The 20393-nt window shown below is 71.7% G+C and carries 20 protein-coding genes and 1 pseudogene; 11 read left to right on the forward strand and 10 right to left on the reverse strand.

Annotation, left to right across the window (positions count from 1 at the left end; translation table 11 throughout):
* Positions 1 to 50 precede the first annotated feature (50 nt).
* The 5 genes from AB0G15_RS34720 (at position 51) to efeB (ending at position 5108) form a co-directional block, all read left to right on the forward strand.
* Positions 51 to 836, forward strand: coding sequence for an SDR family NAD(P)-dependent oxidoreductase (locus AB0G15_RS34720; protein WP_362848224.1), 786 nt, complete (start codon positions 51 to 53; stop codon positions 834 to 836).
* Positions 826 to 1488 (forward strand): TetR/AcrR family transcriptional regulator, encoded by a 663-nt coding sequence (locus AB0G15_RS34725; RefSeq protein ID WP_362848227.1) that lies wholly within the window; start codon positions 826 to 828, stop codon positions 1486 to 1488. The genes AB0G15_RS34720 and AB0G15_RS34725 overlap by 11 nt, the downstream gene beginning before the upstream one ends.
* A 270-nt stretch (positions 1489 to 1758) precedes the next feature.
* Entirely contained in the window at positions 1759 to 2637 is an 879-nt protein-coding gene (gene efeU / locus AB0G15_RS34730) for an iron uptake transporter permease EfeU (protein ID WP_362848230.1), read from the forward strand.
* Between the two features lie 21 nt (positions 2638 to 2658).
* On the forward strand, positions 2659 to 3813 hold the full coding sequence (gene efeO / locus AB0G15_RS34735) for an iron uptake system protein EfeO (RefSeq protein WP_362848233.1): 1155 nt from the start codon (positions 2659 to 2661) through the stop codon (positions 3811 to 3813).
* A 35-nt stretch (positions 3814 to 3848) separates the two neighbouring features.
* Complete coding sequence (gene efeB / locus AB0G15_RS34740; RefSeq protein WP_362848236.1) at positions 3849 to 5108, forward strand: iron uptake transporter deferrochelatase/peroxidase subunit; 1260 nt, start codon at positions 3849 to 3851, stop codon at positions 5106 to 5108.
* 85 nt (positions 5109 to 5193) lie between these two features.
* Here the strand turns inward: efeB and AB0G15_RS34745 are convergent, their stop codons facing one another.
* From AB0G15_RS34745 to AB0G15_RS34765, 5 genes are all read right to left on the reverse strand, one after another.
* The gene (locus tag AB0G15_RS34745; protein WP_362848239.1) at positions 5194 to 5763 is read right to left on the reverse strand and encodes a methyltransferase domain-containing protein; all 570 of its coding nucleotides are present in this window, start codon (positions 5761 to 5763) and stop codon (positions 5194 to 5196) included.
* A gap of 456 nt (positions 5764 to 6219) precedes the next feature.
* Complete coding sequence (locus AB0G15_RS34750) at positions 6220 to 6753, reverse strand: hypothetical protein (protein ID WP_362848242.1); 534 nt, start codon at positions 6751 to 6753, stop codon at positions 6220 to 6222.
* A complete protein-coding gene (locus AB0G15_RS34755; RefSeq protein ID WP_362848245.1) occupies positions 6750 to 8042 on the reverse strand; it encodes a molybdopterin-dependent oxidoreductase in 1293 nt (430 codons plus the stop codon). The genes AB0G15_RS34750 and AB0G15_RS34755 overlap by 4 nt, the downstream gene beginning before the upstream one ends.
* Positions 8043 to 8236: 194 nt before the next feature.
* Positions 8237 to 8899: a TIGR04282 family arsenosugar biosynthesis glycosyltransferase gene (locus tag AB0G15_RS34760; RefSeq protein ID WP_362848248.1), complete on the reverse strand. Its 663-nt coding sequence runs from the start codon at positions 8897 to 8899 to the stop codon at positions 8237 to 8239.
* Entirely contained in the window at positions 8896 to 9543 is a 648-nt protein-coding gene (locus tag AB0G15_RS34765) for a glycosyltransferase family 2 protein (protein ID WP_362848251.1), read from the reverse strand. Before AB0G15_RS34765 ends, AB0G15_RS34760 begins: the two co-directional genes overlap by 4 nt.
* Before the next feature lie 193 nt (positions 9544 to 9736).
* On the opposite strand from AB0G15_RS34765, the gene AB0G15_RS34770 reads away from it, so the two are divergent.
* The gene (locus tag AB0G15_RS34770) at positions 9737 to 11026 is read left to right on the forward strand and encodes a hypothetical protein (RefSeq protein ID WP_362848254.1); all 1290 of its coding nucleotides are present in this window, start codon (positions 9737 to 9739) and stop codon (positions 11024 to 11026) included.
* Positions 11027 to 11101: 75 nt separating this feature from the next.
* Here AB0G15_RS34770 and AB0G15_RS34775 read toward each other — a convergent pair whose 3' ends face one another.
* Together AB0G15_RS34775 and AB0G15_RS34780 are read right to left on the reverse strand one after the other, a co-directional pair.
* Complete coding sequence (locus tag AB0G15_RS34775; RefSeq protein WP_362848256.1) at positions 11102 to 12088, reverse strand: NAD-dependent epimerase/dehydratase family protein; 987 nt, start codon at positions 12086 to 12088, stop codon at positions 11102 to 11104.
* Positions 12089 to 12205: 117 nt separating this feature from the next.
* Positions 12206 to 13123, reverse strand: coding sequence for an AraC family transcriptional regulator (locus AB0G15_RS34780; RefSeq protein WP_362848259.1), 918 nt, complete (start codon positions 13121 to 13123; stop codon positions 12206 to 12208).
* Between the two features lie 73 nt (positions 13124 to 13196).
* On the opposite strand from AB0G15_RS34780, the gene AB0G15_RS34785 reads away from it, so the two are divergent.
* Positions 13197 to 14633 (forward strand): FAD-dependent oxidoreductase, encoded by a 1437-nt coding sequence (locus AB0G15_RS34785; RefSeq protein ID WP_362848262.1) that lies wholly within the window; start codon positions 13197 to 13199, stop codon positions 14631 to 14633.
* Positions 14634 to 14696: 63 nt separating this feature from the next.
* Here the strand turns inward: AB0G15_RS34785 and AB0G15_RS34790 are convergent, their stop codons facing one another.
* Positions 14697 to 15479: an SAM-dependent methyltransferase gene (locus AB0G15_RS34790; protein WP_362848265.1), complete on the reverse strand. Its 783-nt coding sequence runs from the start codon at positions 15477 to 15479 to the stop codon at positions 14697 to 14699.
* A 225-nt stretch (positions 15480 to 15704) separates the two neighbouring features.
* Between AB0G15_RS34790 and AB0G15_RS34795 the strand changes: the two are divergent.
* Positions 15705 to 15812, forward strand: a pseudogene (locus AB0G15_RS34795) (DUF4287 domain-containing protein); the annotation flags it as partial.
* Between the two features lie 92 nt (positions 15813 to 15904).
* Positions 15905 to 16786, forward strand: coding sequence for an RNA polymerase sigma factor SigJ (gene sigJ, locus AB0G15_RS34800; RefSeq protein WP_362848268.1), 882 nt, complete (start codon positions 15905 to 15907; stop codon positions 16784 to 16786).
* Between the two features lie 104 nt (positions 16787 to 16890).
* On the opposite strand, the gene AB0G15_RS34805 is transcribed toward sigJ, so the two are convergent.
* Positions 16891 to 17655 carry a Mut7-C RNAse domain-containing protein gene (locus AB0G15_RS34805; RefSeq protein ID WP_362848271.1) on the reverse strand — a complete coding sequence of 255 codons (765 nt, stop codon included), beginning with the start codon at positions 17653 to 17655 and terminating at the stop codon, positions 16891 to 16893.
* Between the two features lie 262 nt (positions 17656 to 17917).
* Positions 17918 to 18250, reverse strand: a complete 333-nt coding sequence (locus AB0G15_RS34810; protein ID WP_362848274.1) for a cupin domain-containing protein — start codon at positions 18248 to 18250, stop codon at positions 17918 to 17920.
* A gap of 70 nt (positions 18251 to 18320) precedes the next feature.
* Here AB0G15_RS34810 and AB0G15_RS34815 point away from each other — a divergent pair, with 70 nt between their 5' ends.
* Both AB0G15_RS34815 and AB0G15_RS34820 read left to right on the forward strand, forming a co-directional pair.
* Positions 18321 to 19271 (forward strand): helix-turn-helix domain-containing protein, encoded by a 951-nt coding sequence (locus AB0G15_RS34815; protein WP_362848277.1) that lies wholly within the window; start codon positions 18321 to 18323, stop codon positions 19269 to 19271.
* 547 nt (positions 19272 to 19818) lie between these two features.
* The coding region (locus AB0G15_RS34820) for a glycoside hydrolase N-terminal domain-containing protein (protein WP_362848280.1) at positions 19819 to 20393 on the forward strand (575 nt) is incomplete at its 3' end.

Raw genomic sequence — 20393 nt, forward strand, 5'->3', positions numbered from 1 at the left:
GCCCGCCCGGGATTCTAGAGAGACTCTCTAGAATCGGTTACGCTTCCAGGATGAGAGTCACCGCCGTCATCACCGGAGCCAACCGCGGGATCGGCCTGGCCACGGCCGAGGAGTTCGCCCGCCGCGGCCACCGGGTGGTGCTCGTGGCGAGAAATCCCGCCGCGGCGAACGAGGCCGCCCGGCTCGGCGCCGAGCTGGTCACCGGTGACCTCTCGACCCTGAAGGGCGTCCGGGCCGCCGCCGAGGCGCTGGCCGGAACCTGCCCGCGGCTCGACGTGCTGGTCCACAACGCCGGGATCTGGCCGTCGGCGCGACGGCTCACCGAGGACGGGTTCGAGGAGTCCTTCGCCGTCAACCACCTGGCGCCCTTCCTGCTCAACCACCTGCTGGAGGACCGTTTGGACAGGGTCGTCCAGGTCACCGCCGGCCTGTACGCCATGGGCAGGGCCGACCCCGCGCGCACCCCGGCCGGCGCCGACTTCTCCGCCGTACGCACTTACGCCGACACCAAGCTCTGCAACCTGGCGCTGATGCCGTTGTGGGCCGAACGCTGGAAAGGGCGGGACGTCACGATCGACGCCGTGCACCCCGGGGTGATCAGGACCGGGCTCGGCGACCGGGGCGGCCCGGTGGGACTGCTGCTGAAGGCCGCGAAGCTGTTGTGGAAGGCGCCGGCGGACGGCGCGGCCCCCGTCGTGCGGCTGGCACTCGACCGCACCGGCACCGGGCGTTACTTCGACGTCGACCGCGAGACGCCCCTCGCCGCCGCGGCCGCCGACCCGGTGCTGGCGGAGAGGCTGTGGGCGCAGGCCGCGGAGCTGACCGGTGTCGCCTAGGCACCGGCGTGGCGAGGAGACCAGGGAGCGGCTGCTCGCCGCGGCACTGGACCTCTACGAGAGAGAGGGCGCGGACGGCTTCACCATGACGGCGGTGACCGGTACGAGCGGTGTCAGCGTCGGCAGCCTCTACCACCACTTCGGCAGCTTCGACGGGCTGGCGGCGGCACTCTACGCCCGCTGCCTGTCCGGCCTGCTCGACGCCGTCATCGCCGCGCTCGACGCGGTGCCGCCGGGGGAGGGGGCGGGGTCCGGCGGGGGCGGTGAGGACGGCGGGGACGCAGAGGCGCGGGCCGCCGCCGGGATCGGGGCAGTGGTCACCGGATATCTGGGCTTCACCCGCGAGCACCGGGCCGCCGCGCACTTCGTCCACGCCTCCGCCTACGCCGCCTTCCTTCCCGCGCACGCCGCCCTGATCGCGCGGGAGAAGGAGCCCAGGCTGGCCGGGATCCTGGCCTGGCTGCGACCGTACGCCGAGGCGGGGCTGGTCGTGGAGCTGCCGGACGCGCTGACGGAGATGCTGGTCGTCGGCCCGGTGGCGGAGACGGCCCGCCGGTGGCTGGCGGGGGCTCCCGGCATCGACCTGGACGAGGCGTGCCGGCTGCTTCCCGAGCGGATCTGGCGATCCCTGCGAGCCGACGTCTCGCCGTGAGGCCGTGAAGCCGTCTCGTCGTGAAGCCGTGAAGTCGTGACGCCGTCTCGTCGCGAAGGCGTGACGCTGTGAAGCCGCGCCGCCTTCTCACCGCGGACCCGTGGCGCGGTCTTCCGGGAAAGCGGTCTTCCGGGAAACACGCGAGCCGATCGCCCTCGTCATGATCGTTGTCCCTGGTCGGAGGCGTTACCCCGGTGCGAGTCCGCCCTTTTGCAGAGAGTAAGGTTGCCCTGCCCTAATTTAGGTAAGGCTTCCTTCCATGGAGTGACGGTGTTCGCCAGCTACCTCATCGGATTGCGTGAAGGCCTGGAGGCCACGCTCGTCGTCTCCGTGCTCGTCGCGCTCCTCGTCAAGAGCGACCGGCGCGACCGGCTGCCCCTCGTGTGGGCCGGGGTCGGCGCCGCGCTCGTGCTGTCGGTCGCGTTCGGCGCGCTGCTCACCTTCACCGTCGCCCGCCTGGAATACCGGCAGCAGGAGCTGTTCGAGGCGATCACCTCGCTGCTCGCCACCGCGTTCGTCACCTGGATGATCTTCTGGATGCGTCGCGCCTCCCGTACCCTCTCCGGCGAGCTGCGGGCCAGGCTGAGCCAGGCCCTGGAGGTCGGCGCGACCGCGGTGGTCGTGATGGCCTTCCTCGCCGTGGCGCGCGAGGGCCTGGAGACCGCGCTGTTGTTCTTCGCCTCCGTGCAGGGGGCCACCACCACCGCCGTCCCGCTGGTCGGGATCACCCTGGGCCTGCTCACCGCGGTCGCGCTGGGCTGGGCCATCTACCGCAGCGCGATGCGGATCAACCTGACCAGGTTCTTCACCTGGACGGGCCTGCTGCTGATCCTGGTCGCGGCCGGCATCTTCAAGTACGGCGTGCACGACCTGCAGGAGGCCGGTGTCCTGCCGGGCCTGTCCACCCACGCCTTCGACATCAGCGGCGTGATGCCCGCCGACTCCTGGTACGGCGCCCTGCTGGCCGGGCTGTTCAACATCACCCCGCAGCCGAGCGTGCTGGAGACGGTGGCGTGGGTCGCCTACGCGGTGCCGACGCTCGCCCTCTTCCTGAGGCCGCGTCGCAGCCGCCCCACCGCCTCGCCCACCGATTCCCCGGCGGCCCGGAATTCCCCGGCTTCCTCGACCAACCCGCAGCCCGCGGGCTGAAACCGCTCGAACAGGACGACCATGCGTACTTCCCTTGCCATCGCCGCGGGTGTTCTGGCCCTCGCCGGCCTCACCGCCTGCTCCTCCGAGCCCACCGCGCCCACCGCGGGTGCGGGCGCCGGAGCGTCCGCCGCTCCCGCCAAGGGCGGTCCTGTCGCGGTGGCCGCCACCGACACCGAGTGCAAGGTCGCCGTCACCGAGGTGGCCGCGGGCACCTCGACGTTCTCGATCACCAACGGCGGCACCAAGGTGACCGAGTTCTACGTCTACGCCGCCGGTGACCGGGTCATGGGCGAGGTGGAGAACATCGTGCCCGGCCTGACCCGCGAGGTGATCGTGGAGCTGCCGGCCGGCAGCTACCAGACCGCCTGCAAGCCCGGCATGGTCGGCAAGGGCGTCCGCGGCCCGCTCAAGGTGACGGGCGAGCACAAGCCGCTCAGCGACGACGCCCAGCTCTCCGCCGCGACCGCCGGCTACAAGCGCTACATCAGGTCGCAGAGCGACACGCTGCTGACCAAGACGCAGGAGTTCGTCGACGCGGTCAAGGCCGGGGACATCGCCAGGGCCAAGGAGCTCTTCCCCGTCTCCCGCACCTACTGGGAGCGGATCGAGCCGGTCGCGGAGATCTTCGGCGACCTCGACCCGGCCATCGACGCCCGCGAGAACGACGTGGCCGAGGGCGAGGAGTGGACCGGCTTCCACAAGATCGAGAAGGATCTCTGGGTCACCAAGGACGTCAGCGAGGACGGGCCGGTCGCCGACAAGCTGATGGCCGACATCAAGACCATCGTGGAACAGTCCAACGCGGCCGAGCTGTCGCCCGTCCTGCTCGCCAACGGGGCCAAGGGCCTGCTCGACGAGGTCGCCTCCGGCAAGATCACCGGTGAGGAGGACCGCTACTCGCACACCGACCTGTGGGACTTCGACGCCAACCTGCAGGGCTCGAAGGCCGCGGTGCAGGCACTCCGGCCCGTCCTGGAGGAGCGCGCCCCCGAGCTGGTGAAGACGCTGGACGAGAAGTTCGCCGGAGCCGAGGCCGCGCTCGGCGCACACCGCAAGGGCGACGGCTGGAAGCTGCACACCGAGCTGTCCAAGGACGACCTCAAGAAGCTGTCGGACGCGATCAACGCGCTCGCCGAGCCGATCAGCAAGATCGCCGCAGTGGTGGCCAAGTAGCGGATGACGCGCCGTCACCGTAGGGGAGGGGTTCGATGAGCGGGCGGATCAGCCGCAGGAAGCTGTTCGGGATGGGCGCCGCGGGCGTGGCGGCCGCCGGCGCGGGCGCCCTCGCGGTGCGCGGGGCGGGCGGCGAGCCCCCGCCCGCGCCCGTCCGGGCCGCCTCCGCCTCCGACCCGGTTCCCTTCTACGGCGAGCACCAGGCGGGCATCGTCACCCCGGCCCAGGACCGGCTGCACTTCGTCTCGTTCGACGTGACGACCGGGAAGAAGGCGGAGCTGGCCGAGCTGCTGCAGGAGTGGACCGCCGCCGCGGCCCGGATGACGCAGGGCCAGGAGGCGGGCGCGTTCGGCGCGGTCGGCGGCCAGCCCGAGGCGCCGCCCGACGACACCGGCGAGGCCCTCGGCCTGCCAGCCTCCGGGCTGACGCTCACCGTCGGCTTCGGCGGGTCGCTGTTCGACGACCGGTTCGGGCTGGCCTCCCGCAGGCCGGCCGCGCTGGCCGACCTGCCGCACCTGCCCGGTGACGCGCTGCTGCCGGAGATCTCCGGCGGCGACCTGTGCGTGCAGGCGTGCGCGCACGACCCGCAGGTGGCGGTGCACGCCATCCGCAACCTGGCGCGCATCGGCTTCGGCCGGGTCTCGGTGCGCTGGTCCCAGCTCGGCTTCGGCCGTACGTCGTCGACCTCGCGCGCGCAGGCGACGCCGCGCAACCTGATGGGGTTCAAGGACGGCACCGCCAACCTCAAGCTGGAGGACGTGGCGCTGCTGAAGGAGCAGCTCTGGGTGGGAGCCGGCGACGGCGCCGACTGGATGACCGGGGGCAGCTACCTGGTGACCCGTAAGATCCGGATGCTGGTCGAGACGTGGGACCGGGCGCCGCTGGCCGAGCAGGAGCAGATCTTCGGCCGGGACAAGGGGGAGGGGGCCCCGCTGGGAGGGAAGGCCGAGTTCGACGTGATCGACTTCGACGCCAAGGGGCCCGACGGGGAAGCCCTGATCAAGGACGACGCGCACGTACGGCTGGCGCACCCCTCCCACAACGGCGGCGCGCGCCTGCTGCGCCGCGGCTACAACTACGTGGACGGCTCCGACGGGCTGGGCCGCCTGGACGCCGGGCTGTTCTTCATCGCCTACCAGCGCGATCCCCACCGGCAGTTCGTCGCCGTGCAGAGGTCCCTGGCGGGCAAGGACTCCCTCAACGAGTACATCAAGCACGTCTCCAGCGGCCTGTTCGCCTGCCCGCCGGGCGTGCGCGACGCGGGCGACTACTGGGGCCGCGCCCTGTTCTCCTGAGTTCCCCCGGCCCTCGTGCCGATCGGGTGGGGGCCTCTTCGCCCACGGCCGTCCGCGCCGTCGTCACGATCTGCGGCAGGGACGTTCACGAGAGGGTCGCGAACCACCGCCCGGCCTCCTGCCAGTGCTCGACGGAGGGGAACCCGCAGCGCCGGGCGAGCGAGCCGATGTCGTCGGCGGAGACGGTCGCCCAGGCGAACCAGTCGTCGGCCCGTTCGTCCTGGCGCAGGCGCAGGCGCTCCACCTCGCTCCGCGACCCGGGCGGGGAGAGTTCGGCGATCACCGCACCGCCCGGCCTGACCAGCTCCCGCATGCGCCGCAACAGGGCCTCGGGGTCGCCGCCGATACCGATGTTGCCGTCGGCCAGCAGCGCCCTGGACCATCGGCCGGTGCCGGGAAGGGGATCGAAGACGCTTCGGTGCAGGGCCAGGCCGCCGGCGCGCCGCGTCAGGCTGACGGCCAGGGGGGTGATGTCGACGCCCAGGACGGGGATTCCCCTCCGGGTGAGCGCCACGGTCAGCCTGCCGGGCCCCGAACCGACGTCGAGGGTCGGTCCGTCGCATCGGGCCAGTATGTGCTCGTCCCCCTCCATGGGCCGCAGCCAGCACTCGGAGGCGAGTGGCCGGACACGGCCGTCGGAATATTCGACGTCCACGTTTTCTCCCCTCAGAGAGTCTTCGTAAAGGGCGCCGATCATGCGAATTTCCTGATTTCACAGAAAAAGACGAAATGTTCGTCGGGTCGTACGATATTTCTTCCGGAGGCACCGTGGCCGCAAGGGATTTTCCGGAAACTAAACCGGCAAGCGGAAATCATGGTGCGACGTTACCGCGACAAGGCGGCGTGAACCATTACAAAACCATGACGCGTACCCCCTGTTTGCGCCACCGGTCAGGAATGCGTCGAAAGCGCCACGGAGTTGATCGGCCCATGGTGCGAAAAACATCGACGGAGCGAAGAAGCCTCGTGTCACCTCACCTCACTCGTGTCACCTCACCTCAACTCGGCGTACCGGCACCTGTGGGCGACGCCCGAGCCGAGCGGGCCCTCGGGGAGACCGGGGTGGCCGACCGGCGGTCCGGCGGTCCGGCGGTCCGGCGGCAGAGCGTGGTCACCGATCGGCCGGATGCTCACCGGGCCGTCCGCCCGGCGGCACGGCGGCACGGCGGCGCAACGCGTACAGGAGACCCGAGGCGGTGAAGAACAGGAGGCTCAGCAGCAGCCATCGCCAGAGGTAGGGGAGGGTGCTCAGCCCCGTCGCCTCCCGGTAGTTGTGCTCCGAGGCGCGCAGGATGAGAGGGAACCAGACGAGCAGCAGCAGGCCCGAGAGTCCGGCCGGTACGCGCACGAAGTTGACCGGCGGCGGCCACCGGCCGGCGGACGTCGGCCGGGACGGGACTCCCGGGGACCGCGACCGTGACCGGAGGGCGGTGTCGGCGAAGGAGTAGGCCGGCACCAGCACCAGGTCGTGGACGATCAGGGCGCCGAGGAACCACAGCAGGAACCCCACCCATATCCCGGCGGCGACCACCCGGGTGGCGGCGTAGCCGGCCACCGCCAGGCAGGCGGCCAGGACGAGCAGGTGCCCCGGCCCGGCGCCGTACACGGTCGTCCACCGGCGCGGCTCACCCTTGCGGCGGGTCACGAGAACGACCGGAAGTCGAGTTCGCGCACCCACTTGGTGTTGTGCACGCCGGGAGCGTTGGGCACGATGATCCGGGCCGGGAAGCCGTGGTCCATCGACAGGTCGGCGCCGTTGACCCGCAGCGCCAGCAGCGAGCGCGGGTCGGCCACCTGCCGGGCGCTCAGCGACGCGTGGCCGAACACGCCGCCGCGCTGCAGCGACCGGACGAAAACCCCGCTCCCGTCGGCGGCCCCGGCGAGCCGGGCCAGGTCGGCCAGCCGTACACCGGTCCATTCCTGCTCGGTGGACCAGCCCTCCACGCAGGCGATCGGCAGCGGGTAGGTGTGCAGCGGCAACGCCAGCAGGTCCGCGCGCGACAGCCGTACCGGACGCGGCCCGGTCAGGGCCAGCCGCCAGCCGGGACCGGTTTCCGCCTCCCCGATGCCCACGCTGGACGCGGTCTTGTTCACCTGGAAGTCGTTCGGGCCCGGGCCGTACGTACGGCCGTGCGGGGCCAGCAACGCGGTGCCGCGCAACGGCCCGTCGAGGGTCTGGCCGACGGACAGGCCGAACATCGTCAGCGAACCACCGCCGACGAAGGCCAGCAGGCCGCGCCGGGACATGGTGGGCGGCGCCGGGGCGACGGGCACCAGCCCGTCGGGATCGGGAGGTTCCGGGCGGGTGTCGCGCAGGCGGGCGTGCAGCTCCCGGCGGAAGTCGCGAGATCGCAGAGCGGCGATCGCCCGGGGTAGCTTGAGGACGACGTGCGCCACGAGCGCGGCCAGGAAGATCCAGGCTCCGTACAGGTGGGCCGGGTAGAAGGAGAACGGGAAGACGTAGAGCAGCTGGATATTCAGGATGCCGGTGGTGAACTGGAAGACCGCGCCGCCGACCAGGAGCAGCAGGCCGGCCCGCTCCAGCAGCTGGGCGGGGGAGCGGGCCGGCGGCCAGGCGAACAGCTTGGGGATCACCGACCACAGCTTGGCCAGCAGCACCGGCACCAAGGTCAGTCCGAGGATGACGTGGACTCCCTGGTTGAGCCGGTACAGCCAGACCGGACTGGTCGGCCAGTCGAAGAGGTAGAAGCCCAGCAGCCCTCTCTCCGGAGTGATGTCGTTGCCGGGCAGCCCCGGATTGTAGGCGGCATAGGAGACCAGGCCCGTGAGGGCCACGATCGGGATTCCCGCCAGCAGCACCAGGCCGAACACCGACGTCAGCCACGGCCCTCGCAGCGGGCTGCGCCAGAACTCCGGGCGGAAGGGGCCCGGCGGCCGCTCGTCCCCCCGCAGCCACGCCCTTACCCGCGGCATTTCCCTGCTCCTTGCGAGCCCGTCCCCGACATGACCGTGCCCGCGGGTGGCGTCCGCCACCGATCACCCCCGAAGCCGGCGTAGGACGACCACTTCGTCACCCGCCGGTGGTCCTTACCGGAAAATTCCGCTCTCAAAGCCCCGCCTCTTCCCGTTTTCACTGGATTCGCGCGCCCGTCGCTCGGCATGACGGCTCACCGGCGCCGACCGGCGTCGACCGGCACGGACGACCGGACGGCCGCCAGAGCTCCGGCGAAACGGGATCCGGGCACTTGCGCCGCGACGTGGAAGGCGTCGGCGGCGGTGTCGACGTCGTCCAGCTCCGGCAGGTGGGCCACGTTCAGCCCGGCCTCGTGCAGGCGTCGCAGCTGGGTGGCGCCGGTGGTGGGCCGCGACATCGCCACGCCGAGCAGCAGGGACGGGTCGGGGCGGCACAGCCCGAGCAGCCAGAAGCCCCCGTCGGCCGCCGGTCCGTACACCGCGTCGTGAGCGGTCAGCAGGGTGAGGGCGGTGTTCAGCAGCTCCGGGGTGACCTGGGGGGTGTCCATGCCGATCAGGACCACCGGCAGCCCGTGCAGCCGGTGGGCGTCGTGGAAGGCGGCGGCCAGGCGCTGGTCGAGGCTGTCGCCGCGCTGCGGGATGACGGTGAAGCCGTCCGGGAGCCAGGGCCCGGGACGCCCTTCGAGGGCGAGCACCCGCCGGTCGCTCCGTGCGGCCGCCACGGCGTGCAGCGTGTCCCGCAGGGCGGCCGCCGCCAGGTAGGCGGCCTGCTCGGGGGTGAACGGCGGGGTCAGCCGGGTCTTCACCCGCCCGGCCACCGGCTCCTTGGCGATGACCACGATCTGCGCGGCGCTCACGTCGTCTCTTCCATGACGCGGCGCATGTCGGCGATCGCCCGGAGGGTGCCGCGCACGGTGCCGGTCACCTTGGAGCGTCCCACGCGCGGCAGGTAGTCGACCTCGGCCTCGGTGATCCGCCAGCCGGCCGCGGCCGCGCGCAGCACCATCTCCAGGGGATAGCCGAACCGGCGGTCGGACAGTCCCAGCTCGACCAGTCCGGCGCGTCCGCAGGCGCGCATCGGACCCAGGTCGCGCAGCGGTGCGCCGGTGCGGCGCCGCAGGCGTGCGGCCAGCGCGGCGTTGGCGACCCGGGCGTGCACGGGCCCGGAGTGAGGCATCCGGCGACCGAGTACGAGGTCGCTCTCGCCCGCCAGGACCGGGCCGGCCACCCGCGGCAGCTGGCCCGGGTCGAGCGAGGCGTCGGCGTCCATGAAGCACACGACCTCGGCGGTCGCGGCCAGCAGCCCGGCGTGGCAGGCGGCGCCGAACCCGCGCCGCGGCTCGCTCACCACCAGCGCGCCGTGCTCGGCGGCGACATCGGCCGAGCCGTCGGTGGAACCGTTGTCGACCACGATCGGGCGATAGCCGTGCGGCATCCGGCCGAGCACCCAGGAGAGCGCGGCCTCCTCGTTCAGGCATGGCAACACCACGTCGATCTTCATGATCTCGAGGTTAGGCCAGGGAGCGACGACCACCTCTTACAAAGCTGTGACGTATGTCCAACAAGTGGCCGGCTCAGCTCTAGCTTTGGAAGGTGGTCGACGACTCAGGGCAGCGAATCGAAGCGGGGAGGAACATCCTTTGAGCGGTTCCTCGCCGGATGTTCCGGACACATGGCCGCGCGAAGCGACGGCCGTGGCGCGAGGTGCCCCTGCCGCGAATCCCACCCGTGGCGGGGAGACGGCACGCGCGCTCCGGATCTGGGCACTGCTGATCGCCGGGTCCTTCGCGGCGGGCGCGGTCCTGCACGCGCTCGGCGTGCTCACCATCGACCACCTGCCGCCGCTGCACGGGCATTTCCGCGTGCCGCCCCTCGCGCTGCTGCCCGCCGCCGCGTTCGGAGGCGCCGCCGTCCTGTTCCTGCCCGCCCTCGCGGCGCGGCTGGGCTTCAAAAGCGCCCTGCTCGTGTCCTACGGCTGCGCGCTGGCCTGGACGTTGCTGCTGGCGATCTCCGCCGACGGGCCGGCCGCTCCGCTGACCCATCCGCAGGAGTATCTGGCGGTCCTGCCCGCGGTGGGCGACGACCCGCTGGGCTGGCTGGCCACCTTCACCCGGCATCTGCCGGACTACCCCACCCACGTGCGCGGGCACCCCCCGCTGCCCGTACTGGTGCTCTGGTCGCTGGCCGCGCTCGGGCTTCCCGGACCGCTGTGGGCGGCGCTGCTGGTCATCGCGGTCGGTTGCTCGGCGACCGTGGCGATCGCACTGACCGTACGGGAGCTGGGCGGGGAACGGGCGGCACGGAGGGCGCTGCCGTACCTGGCGCTCACCCCGGCCTCGGTCTGGATCGCCACCAGCATGGACGCCTTCTTCGCCGGGGTGGGCGCGTGGGGCGTGGCGCTCCTGGTGCTCGGCGGACGCGGCCGGATCGCGCGAAGGGTCTGCTGGGGGGCCGGCGCCGGGGTGCTGCTCGGCGCGCTGCCGTATCTCAGCTACGGCCTGGTCCCCTACCTGCTGATCCCCGTGGTCGTCGCGGTCGCCGCCCGCGTGCCGCGCGAGGCCGTGCTCGCGGTCCTGGCCGGTGCCGCGGCGGTGACCGCCGCCTTCGCCGCCGCGGGCTTCCTGTGGCCCGCCGGGGTGCTGGCCACCCACGCCGAGTGGGCGGCCGATCCGGGGGCCGCCCGGCCCTACCTGTACTTCCTGTTCGCCAACCTGGGAGTGCTGGCCATGCTCACGGGACCGGCCACCGCCGCGGGCCTGGCGCGGCACGGCCCGGGCGGGTTGCGCGCCGTGGTGGCGGCCGCCCTGGTGGCGGTGCTCGCGCTGGACGTCAGCGGGGTGACGCGGGGCGAGGTGGAACGCATCTGGGTGCCCTACGCGTTGTGGGTCGGCCTGGCCGCGAGCCTGGCACCCGGCAGGTGGTGGCCGGCCGCCCAGGTCGTGACGGGACTGCTGTTGCAGGGGCTGGTCCTCTCGCCCTGGTGAACCGTTCCCGCGGCACGCCTGCGACACCCTCGGACAGCGTCGCGGACGTGTCATCCCAGCGGGGCTGCGGGCGCGTCATCCCAGCGGGGCGGTGGCGAACTCCTTCATTCCCTCGGCGAAGGCGACCTCCGCGGCGAACCCCAGCTCCCGGCGGGCACGCTCCGGGGAGGCCACGATATGGCGCACGTCACCCAGCCGGTACTCGCCGGTGACCACCGGGACGGGTCCGCCGCGCTGCTCGGCGAGGGCCGCGGCCATCTCGCCCACGGTGTGCGGCTCGCCGCTGGCGATGTTGTAGGCGGCCAGCGAGCCCGGTTCCCCGCCCCCCAGCGCGGCCACGTTGGCCCTGGCGACGTCCCGCACATGGACGAAGTCGCGGCGCTGGCCGCCGTCCTCGAAGACGCGTGGTGCGCGCCCCGCCTCCAGCGCCGACCGGAAGATGGCCGCGACCCCCGCGTACGGGGTGTCCCTGGGCATCCGCGGACCGTACACGTTGTGATAGCGCAGCGCGACGGCGGTGCCGCCGGTCTCGCGCGCCCAGTTCGCCGCCAGGTGTTCCTGGGCGAGCTTCGTGGTGGCGTAGGCGTTGCGGGGGTCCATCGGCGCGTGCTCGTCGATGGCGGCCGACGCCACCTGGGCGCCGCACCGCGGGCAGCGCGGCTCGAAGGCTCCCCGGTCCAGATCCGTGACCGCCCGCGGCCCCGGCCGCACCCGGCCGTGGGCGGCGCAGTCGTAGGCGCCCTCCCCGTACACCACCATCGACGAGGCCAGCACCAGCCTCGCCACGCCGTGGCGGGCCATCGCGGCCAGCAGCACGGCGGTGCCGTAAACGTTCACCGACGCGTAGTCGGGCAGGTCGGCCACGTCCACGCCGAGCCCGACCTTGGCCGCCTGGTGCACCACGGCGTCCACCCGGCCCAGCGGTCCGTCCAGCGCCGTGCCGTCCCGCACGTCGGCGCCGGTACGCAGGTCGAGGCCGATCACGTCGTGGCCTGCGGCGTGGAGGGCTTCGGCCACGTGGCTTCCGATGAAACCGGCCACGCCGGTGAGCAGTATCTTCACCCGGCGAGGGTATGCGGCGACGCCGCTGTCCCGGCGGTCCGGCACACGGACGTTCGCGGACGGTAAGAATTCCAGGGCCGGAGGCCGCCGCGCGGATCGCGGGGCCGCCGGCGTCGTTCACACCGCGCGTTCGAGGTTGCGGCGGAACCGGGCCGGCGTCGATCCGGTCGCCAGGCGGAACGCCCGGCCGAACGCGGACTCGGAACGGTATCCCACCTCGGCGGCGACCGAGGCGACCGTACGCTCGGTGTCGAGGAGCAGTTCCGCCGCGGTCATCAACCGGACGTGTGTGAGGAACGCGCCGACGGTCATTCCGGTGCTGCGGGAGAAGTGCCGGATGAACGTGGCCCGCGCCATCGCCGCCACGCGCGCCAGGCGGGCGATCGGCCAGTCGGCGCCGGGATCTCGAAGCACCTCGTCGATGACGGCACGGATCCGCTCGTCGTGGGCGGCGGTCCACAGCGCCGGTTCGGCGAGCCGCCGGCCCGATTTCCGCAGCACCATCGCGAGCAGCGCGTTGCAGAGGGCCGAGAGGACGGCGGCGGTGCCGGGCCCGTCGTCCCGCGCCTCCCACCGCATGATCCCGCCCAGCATCCGGACGATCTCGTTCACCTCGCCGGATTCCGCGAAGGACACATGCAAGGGGTGGGGAAGGCTCCGGAAGAGCATGGCCCCCGCGCCGGGGCCGAACGAGTAGTGCCCGCAGAAGAGGTCGATCACGCCCTCACCCGTTCGGCTGCGGACGGTGGAGAACGCGCCACCGGGAGTTTCGGACACCCCCTGAGCGGGTCCGGATCCGGTGGTGCGAACGCGGTGCGGCGTGTCGCGGGGGAGGAGCACGACGTCGCCCGGCCGGAGCTCGACGTGCCGATCGGGGAGCTCGAGCGTGCACGCGCCGTCGAGCAGGAGGTGGAAGGCCGCATCACCCTCACCCCGGGCGGGAATATCCATGACGGTCGCGCCGGCCAGCAGGCAGCGCTTGTCCAGGGTCGCCTGCGCTCTCGCCAGGCGGACGAGGTGACTGACTGAATCCATGATGAGACGCTCGCGATGAAAAATGAGACAAATACGCCTTATGAGCTCAATCTTACCTATCGAAACTGGAATTATGGACACCACGAACGACACTCTTCACGCCGATCTTCTCGTTATCGGTTTCGGCAAGGGCGGCAAGGCCGTCGCGAAGACGATGGGCGGCCTCGGCAGGCGCGTGGTGCTCGTCGAGCAGTCGGAGCGGATGTACGGAGGGACATGCCCCAATGTCGGCTGCGTGCCGACGAAGGCGCTGGTCCACCGCGCCGGCAAGCGCCGGGAGAGTGATCCGGCGCAGGAGTGGTACGAGCGTTCCGTCGAGGAGGTGCAGGCACTCACCACGGTGTTCCGCAGGGGCAACTACGAGGCGCTGAACGGCATCGAGACCGCGACGGTCGTCACCGGCCGGGCCACGTTCGTCGACCCGCACACCGTCGGCGTCGAGGCGGGCGGCGAACGTGTCACGATCTCCGCCGAGACCATTCTGATCAACACGGGCGCCGAGACGATCATCCCCGACACTCCCGGTCTGAGGGAGAGCAAGTACACCCTGACCAGCACCGGTCTGATCGAGACGACGACCCTGCCGGAACGGCTCGCGATCGTGGGCGGCGGATACATCGGCATCGAGTTCGCCTCGATCTACCGCCGGTTCGGCTCGCGGGTCACCCTGCTCGAAACCTCCTCGAGGATCCTGGGCCGTGAGGACGACGACGCCGCCGCCGTCGCCGAGGGCATCCTCACGGACGACGGCATCGAGATCGTCAAGGGCGCGCACGTCACGGAGGTCCGCGACGGTGAGACCTGCGCGACCGTCGTCTACGAGAAGGACGGGCGGCGGCACACCCTCGAAGCCGACGCCATCCTCGCCGCCACCGGTCGCGCGCCGGCCACCCGCGGCCTCGGGCTGGACGCCGCCGGCGTCCGCACGACCGAACGCGGGGCGGTCGAGGTCGACGAGCATCTGCGCACGAGCCAGCCGCACATCTACGCTCTCGGTGATGTCCGCGGCGGGCCGCAGCACACCTACCTCTCCCTCGACGACAGCCGCGTCGTCCTCGACCAGCTCGTCGGTGAGGGCCGGCGCTCGGTGTCGGACCGTGTCGCGGTTCCCCGCACCCTGTTCATGACCCCGCCGGTCGCGACCGTCGGCCTCACCGAGAAGGAGGCCAGGGCGGCGGGACACCGGGTGAGGATCGCGAGCAAGCCCGTCGCCGAGATCGTGGCGATGCCCCGCGCGTACATCGTCGAGGAGACCCGCGGATTCATGAAGTTCGTGATCGACGCCGAGACGGACGAGATCCTCGGAGCCGTCCTGCTCAGCGTCGACGCGCAGGAACTCGTCAACACGGTCGCGCTCGCCATGCGGCACGGCGTCAAGGCGGCCGAACTCCGCGACGCCGTCTACAACCACCCCACCTCGACCGAGGCGTTCAACGAGGTGCTCGCCACCGTCGTGCGCGCCGACGAGCCGTTCGAACGATCCGCCGGTGGCGGATCCCCGGCCTGCTGAGCGGGTGGGCCGGAACCCCCGGCCCCTGTGCCGTGCTGTGCCGGGTGGGCGTGGTGAGAACGGTCAGGGCTTGCGGGCGACGCCCCCGGCGCACGCCACCTCGGGAACGTCTCCCCAGGGGGCGGGATCCGGCCGCCACCGCTGCACCGGTACGACGCCCGGCTCCAGCAGCGTCAGGCCGTCGAAGTAGCGGGTGATGAGCTCCGGGCTGCGCGGCGTGTAGGCGACCACGCCGCTCCCCGAGTTGTGGCGCCGCATCGCCTCGACGTACGCGGGGTCGGTGTCGACGCCGTCGTAGAGCGCCAGGTAACTTCCCGAGGGCAGGTCCCGCATCAGCCGGCGCACGATCGTGATCGCCTCGTCGTGGTCGCCGATCAGGCCCATGATGCCCATCAGCATCAGCGCGGTGGGCTTGCCGAAGTCCAGGGTCTTCGCGGCCTCCCGCAGGATGTGTTCGGGGTCGCGCACGTCCGACTCGATGTAGTCGGTGGCGCCCTCGGGCGTGCTGGTGAGCAGCGCGCGGGCGTGCACCAGCACCAGGGGGTCGTTGTCCACGTAGACGACGCGCGAGTCCGGCGCCACCCGCTGGGCGACCTCGTGGGTGTTGTCGACGGTGGGCAGCCCGGTGCCGATGTCCAGGAACTGGCGGATGCCCGCCTCGCCGGTCAGGTGACGCACCACGCGGGCGAGCATGTACCGGGAATGACGGGCGACGTCCACCATGCCGGGGAAGACGGCGGACACCCTCTCCCCCGCCTCGCGGTCGACGGCGAAGTTGTCCTTCCCGCCCAGCAGGTAGTTCCAGATGCGAGCCGAGTGCGGCACCTCGGCGTCGATCCGTTCCATTCCGGGCCTCCGCCCGTCCTCTGGCGAACGGGATGACGGGGTCGAGACGGTCGGCTCATCGGCCATGGGGGGATCTCCTGCCTTCCGGTGTCCTTCAGGGAGATTACGCCCATCCGTGGACCCTGACCCCGAATCATGTGATCTTGGTTTCGCGGTGTCCGGCCGAGGCGCGTCCCGTGCCTGGATCGATCAAGGACTAATAGGGATAGATGGGATACTGCGGACATGGCTGACGCTGTGAAGGGCCCGGCGAGTTACTTCCCCTCGATCGAGAAGAAGTACGGCCGCCCGATCGCCGAGTGGAAGGAGCTCATCCGCTCCTCGCCCCCGACCACTTTTCCTGAGGGGGAACCGGTCCTCCGGTCACATCGGCCGGGTTTCGCGGGTCCACCGTTACGACACTCCGCGAGGAAGGAACGTGACGGGTGGACGAGCGCGAATGGCTGACGGAGCGTTTCGAGGAGCACCGGCCCCGTCTGCGGGCGGTGGCCTACCGGATGCTCGGCTCGGTGAGCGAGGCCGACGACGCCGTCCAGGACGCCTGGCTGCGGCTCGGCCGCACCGACACCGGCGGCGTGGAGAACCTCGCCGCGTGGCTGACGACGGTGGTGGCGCGCGTGTGCCTGAACGTGCTGCGCTCGCGCGAACAGCGGCGCGAGGACCCCCTCGAGACGCGCGTGCCCGACCCGATCGTCGGCCGGGAAGCCGGGGGAGACCCCGAGCACGAGGCGTTGCTGGCCGACTCGGTCGGGCTGGCGCTGCTGGTGGTGCTGGAGACCCTGTCGCCGGCCGAACGGCTCGCGTTCGTGCTGCACGACATGTTCGCGGTGCCGTTCGAGGAGATCGCCCCGATGGTCGGGCGGTCCCCGGCCGCGGCGAGGCAGCTCGCGAGCCGCGCACGCCGCCGGGTACGGGGGCAGGCCCCGGCTCCCGACCCCGATCTCGCCCGCCAGCGTGAGGTCGTCGACGCGTTCTTCGCCGCCGCTCGCGACGGTGACTTCGACGCGCTCGTCGCCGTGCTCGATCCCGGCGTCGTGCTCCGGTCCGACGGTGGCGGCGCGCGGGCCCGTCACACGGTCGTGATCACCGGTGCGCGGACCGTGGCCGAGCAGGCGCTCACCTTCGGACGGCTCTCCCCGTTCGCGCGCCCGGCGCTGGTCAACGGAGTCGCCGGGGTCGTCGTCGCGCACGGGCGGCCGTTGGCCGTCATGGCCTTCACCGTCACGGTCGGCAGGATCCTCGCCATCGACGTGCTGTCCGACCGCGACCGGCTGGACCGGCTCGACCTGCCGGCCCTTGACGATTGAGCGCCCCTGGGCGGGACGTCACGGCGACACCGGGCCGGCGCGCGTTCCCGTGACCGCCGGAGGTGCCGCACCCCGCGGTGCTCCCGGAACGGGACCGGCCCGCCTCAGCGCGGACCCCCGCCCACCTGCGACTCCGGGCGGACCGTGCGCATGGCCGAGCGTACGATCTCCTCCAGACGCTCGCTGTGCGCGCCGCGCCAGTAGATCTGGCCGCATTCCGAGCAGCGGCCGTACACGTCGTACGAGCGCCTGGTCCCGGTCTCCAGCAGGCGGTCGATCTCCGTCTTGTCGACGGGGGCCAGCTCCCCGTTGCAGGCCGTGCAGCGGGTCCACGGCCGCAGCGGTGGCGCGAACCGCTCCAGCAGGTCGCGGAGCTGGTCGTCCGCCCTGGTGCCCCGTACGTAGGCGCCGAGCCAGAGCGCCCGGCGGCACAGCAGGCCGTGGTCCTGGGTCAGCAGCACGCGGCGTTCCCTGTTCGCCTCGACGACCAGCGAGGGGTCGTCCATGTCGTTGTGGTAGGTCGCGTCCACGCCCAGCAGCCGGAGCCGCCGCGCGAGGGTGCCCAGATGGACGTCGAGCAGGAACCGGGGCGCGTCCCGCCCCGGTTCGAGGGGCACCCGCTGGGGGCGGGGCACGGCGTGAACGTGGACCACGTCACCGGCGGCGGGCTGGTAGGACCTGCCGACCTCCGCGCCCTCGACGATCAGCGGCCCCACCTCGGGCAGCGGGACGCCGAGCGACTCCACGACGTGACCCAGCGTCGATGTCCCGTCGGGTGCCACCCGCTGCCACTCGTGCCGCCGCCGCGCGGGCAGGAACAGCAGCAACTCGCCGGCGATACGCAGGCGGACGTCGGATTCCTCGCTCACACCGCCAGCATGCCATCCGCCCCGGGCGCCCCGACACACATTGAACGACGGCTCGCGGGGCCGTTCGAACACAGTTCAGGGCGGCGTTCGTCGTGCCGTCACCGCGGTACGGCGGCGGTGGGTGATCTCGGTCGCGTCGAGGCCGGTAGAGGCCGCGGGGGGCGGCAGGCGGCGGGGGGCCTGGCGGGCAGGGCGTCGATGGCGTGGCCGGCGCTGACGCGGACGACCGGTCATGAGGAAACGACGCGTGACCGCGGGTGACCTAACCTTCCGGATAGAAGAGGAACAGCGTGCAGCCCGTCGTCGTCTGCGGGACGTGCGAGGAGCCCGCGGAGGCGTGGATGAAGGAGCCGGCCGGATAGTCCCGGTCGCCGTCGTTGAAGACGCCGGAGACCACGAACACCTCCTCGGGGCCCGGTTCGTGGACGTCGACCCCCTGCCAGCATGTGTTCGCGTCCATCTCCAGCACGGCGGCCTTCGCGCCGTTGTCCCCCCTCCACAGCGGCCGGGCCCGGATGCCCGGGAAGAGTTCGTGGACGGGGGCGTCCTGGACGGCGGACCACACATAGGCGGGCGTGTTCTGTTCTGTCGTCATGGGGCCAGCCTGGCGGCCGACCGCCGCTCCGCGGAGTGTCAGGAAAGACATCGTGCGGTACTTTCCCGCCATGCATCGAGTGGCGGCGCTCGTTCGCCCACCGCAATCGACCTTCGAACTCGCCTGCGCGGCCCAGGTGTTCGGGATCGAGCGGCCGGGACTTCCGACGCGGTACGCCTTCGGCGTCTGCACGGAGCGTCCCGGCCCGGTCGCGACGTACGCCGGATACGACATGCTCGTGACCGATGGGCTGGACGCGCTCGACCGGGCGGACACCGTGCTCGTCCCGGGCTGGCTGCCTGCCGCCGAGCCGCCCTCACCGGCGGTCGTGCGGGCCCTGCGCCGGGCGCACTCCCGCGGAGCGCGGGTGGTCAGCATCTGCTCCGGCGTCTTCGCGCTGGCGCACGCCGGGTTGCTGGACGGGCGGCGGGCGACCACCCACTGGGCGCTGGCGGACGAGCTCGCCGCGTGCTTCCCGTATATCCGGGTCGACCCGGACGTGCTGTACGTGGACCACGGTGACGTGGCCACCAGCGCCGGTGCCGGGGCGGGCATCGACCTGTGCATGCACCTGGTCCGCGGCGACCAGGGCGCCCGGTACGCCGCGCACATCGCACGGACCATGGTCATGCCGCCCCACCGCGAGGGCGGGCAGTCGCAGTACGCGGCGCCGCCGCACCCCGCGCAGATCGACGGCACGCTCGCGCCGCTGCTGGAGTGGATCACCGCGAGACTCGGCGAACCGCTGACGACCCAGGGCATGGCCGCGCACGCGGGCGTCTCAACGCGTACCCTCGCCCGGCGGTTCGCCGAACAGCTCGGCACCAGCCCGGGACAGTGGCTGCTCGCGCAGCGGATCGCCGTGGCCCAGGACCTGCTGGAGTCATCCGACCTCCCGCTGGACGCCGTCGCCCGCCGCGTCGGCCTCTCCTCGGCCACCAACCTCCGCAGGCGCTTCCTCAACGCCCTGGGCACAACGCCCGGCGCCTACCGCCGGGCGTTCCGGGCCAGGCCACGATGACGACCTGGCGCCGCGTTCCCGAATGGAGCCAAAGATCTCTGCCGACCTGGGGCGATGATGGGTCCGGGGGGATTGTCACGCCGAAGCCGCTGTTTGCGCGCCCGCCGCTGGATGCCGGCGAGGAACGACAGATCCGCGAACCGGCCGGATCTCGTCCTGCTGGAGCGGATCGGCAAGGCCAACCGGCGCGGCCCGATCGTCGTCATCACCGACAACTGGCTCCCGGTCCTTCTTCTGATGAAAGTTACACCGAACTCTTGAGAGAGAGTCGTCGGCCGTCCTGGAAACCGGGACCAGAGGTTACACGGCGTTCACAATCGTTCTTGACGTAAGACGTAGAACGTCATACGTTTCGCGCGTGTTATTCATGGGATGTCTCACAGACAAACCACCTGGTGTGTTTGCCGTTGGAGGCACTTTTTAACCGAGTTCTCCACCGCGGGGTGTCCCGTCGAACGGCGGCTGCCTCGCGGCGGTTGACCAGCCGTGGAGGCACTGGCGGCACTCGGCCGCAACGATCACTCCAACCTCGTCACCGGGAGTTTCGATGAACATGCCGCTGAACCGTCGACGCTTCATCGCGACCACTGCGGCGACCGTAGGCGCTGCCGCGCTGCCTTCGGCGATCTTCGCTGACCGGGCGGCCGCGGCCGTGCCGCCGCAGGTGACGCTGCCGCAACGCGGCATCTACGACACGGTGGCCGCGGCGAATTGGGCCGATGCCTTCCTGACCGGAAACGGTGAGTACGGGGCCATGCTCTACGGCGCGCCCACCCTGGAGAAGGTGATCTTCACGCATCATCGGTTCGTTCTGCCCAACGGCACCCGTAACGTGACTCCGCCGGTGCTGTCGGGCCGGTTGGCGGGGGTCAGGGACAAGGCCCTCGCCGGCGACTTCAACGGTGCCACCGGCGACTTCACCTCCGGCTGGTCGCTGCGCTGGACGCAGACCTTCCATCCGGGCTATGAGCTGCAGATCAGCACCCCGGGAATGACGACGGCCGGCAATTACGCCCGGATCACCGACTTCAGGACCGGTGAGGTCACCTCGACGTGGACCGACGGTTACGGCACGTGGACCCGGCGGGCTTTCGCCTCCCGAGCCGACCAGGTGATCATCCA

This window comes from Streptosporangium sp. NPDC023825, from assembly GCF_040639575.1.
Taxonomy (GTDB): domain Bacteria; phylum Actinomycetota; class Actinomycetes; order Streptosporangiales; family Streptosporangiaceae; genus Streptosporangium.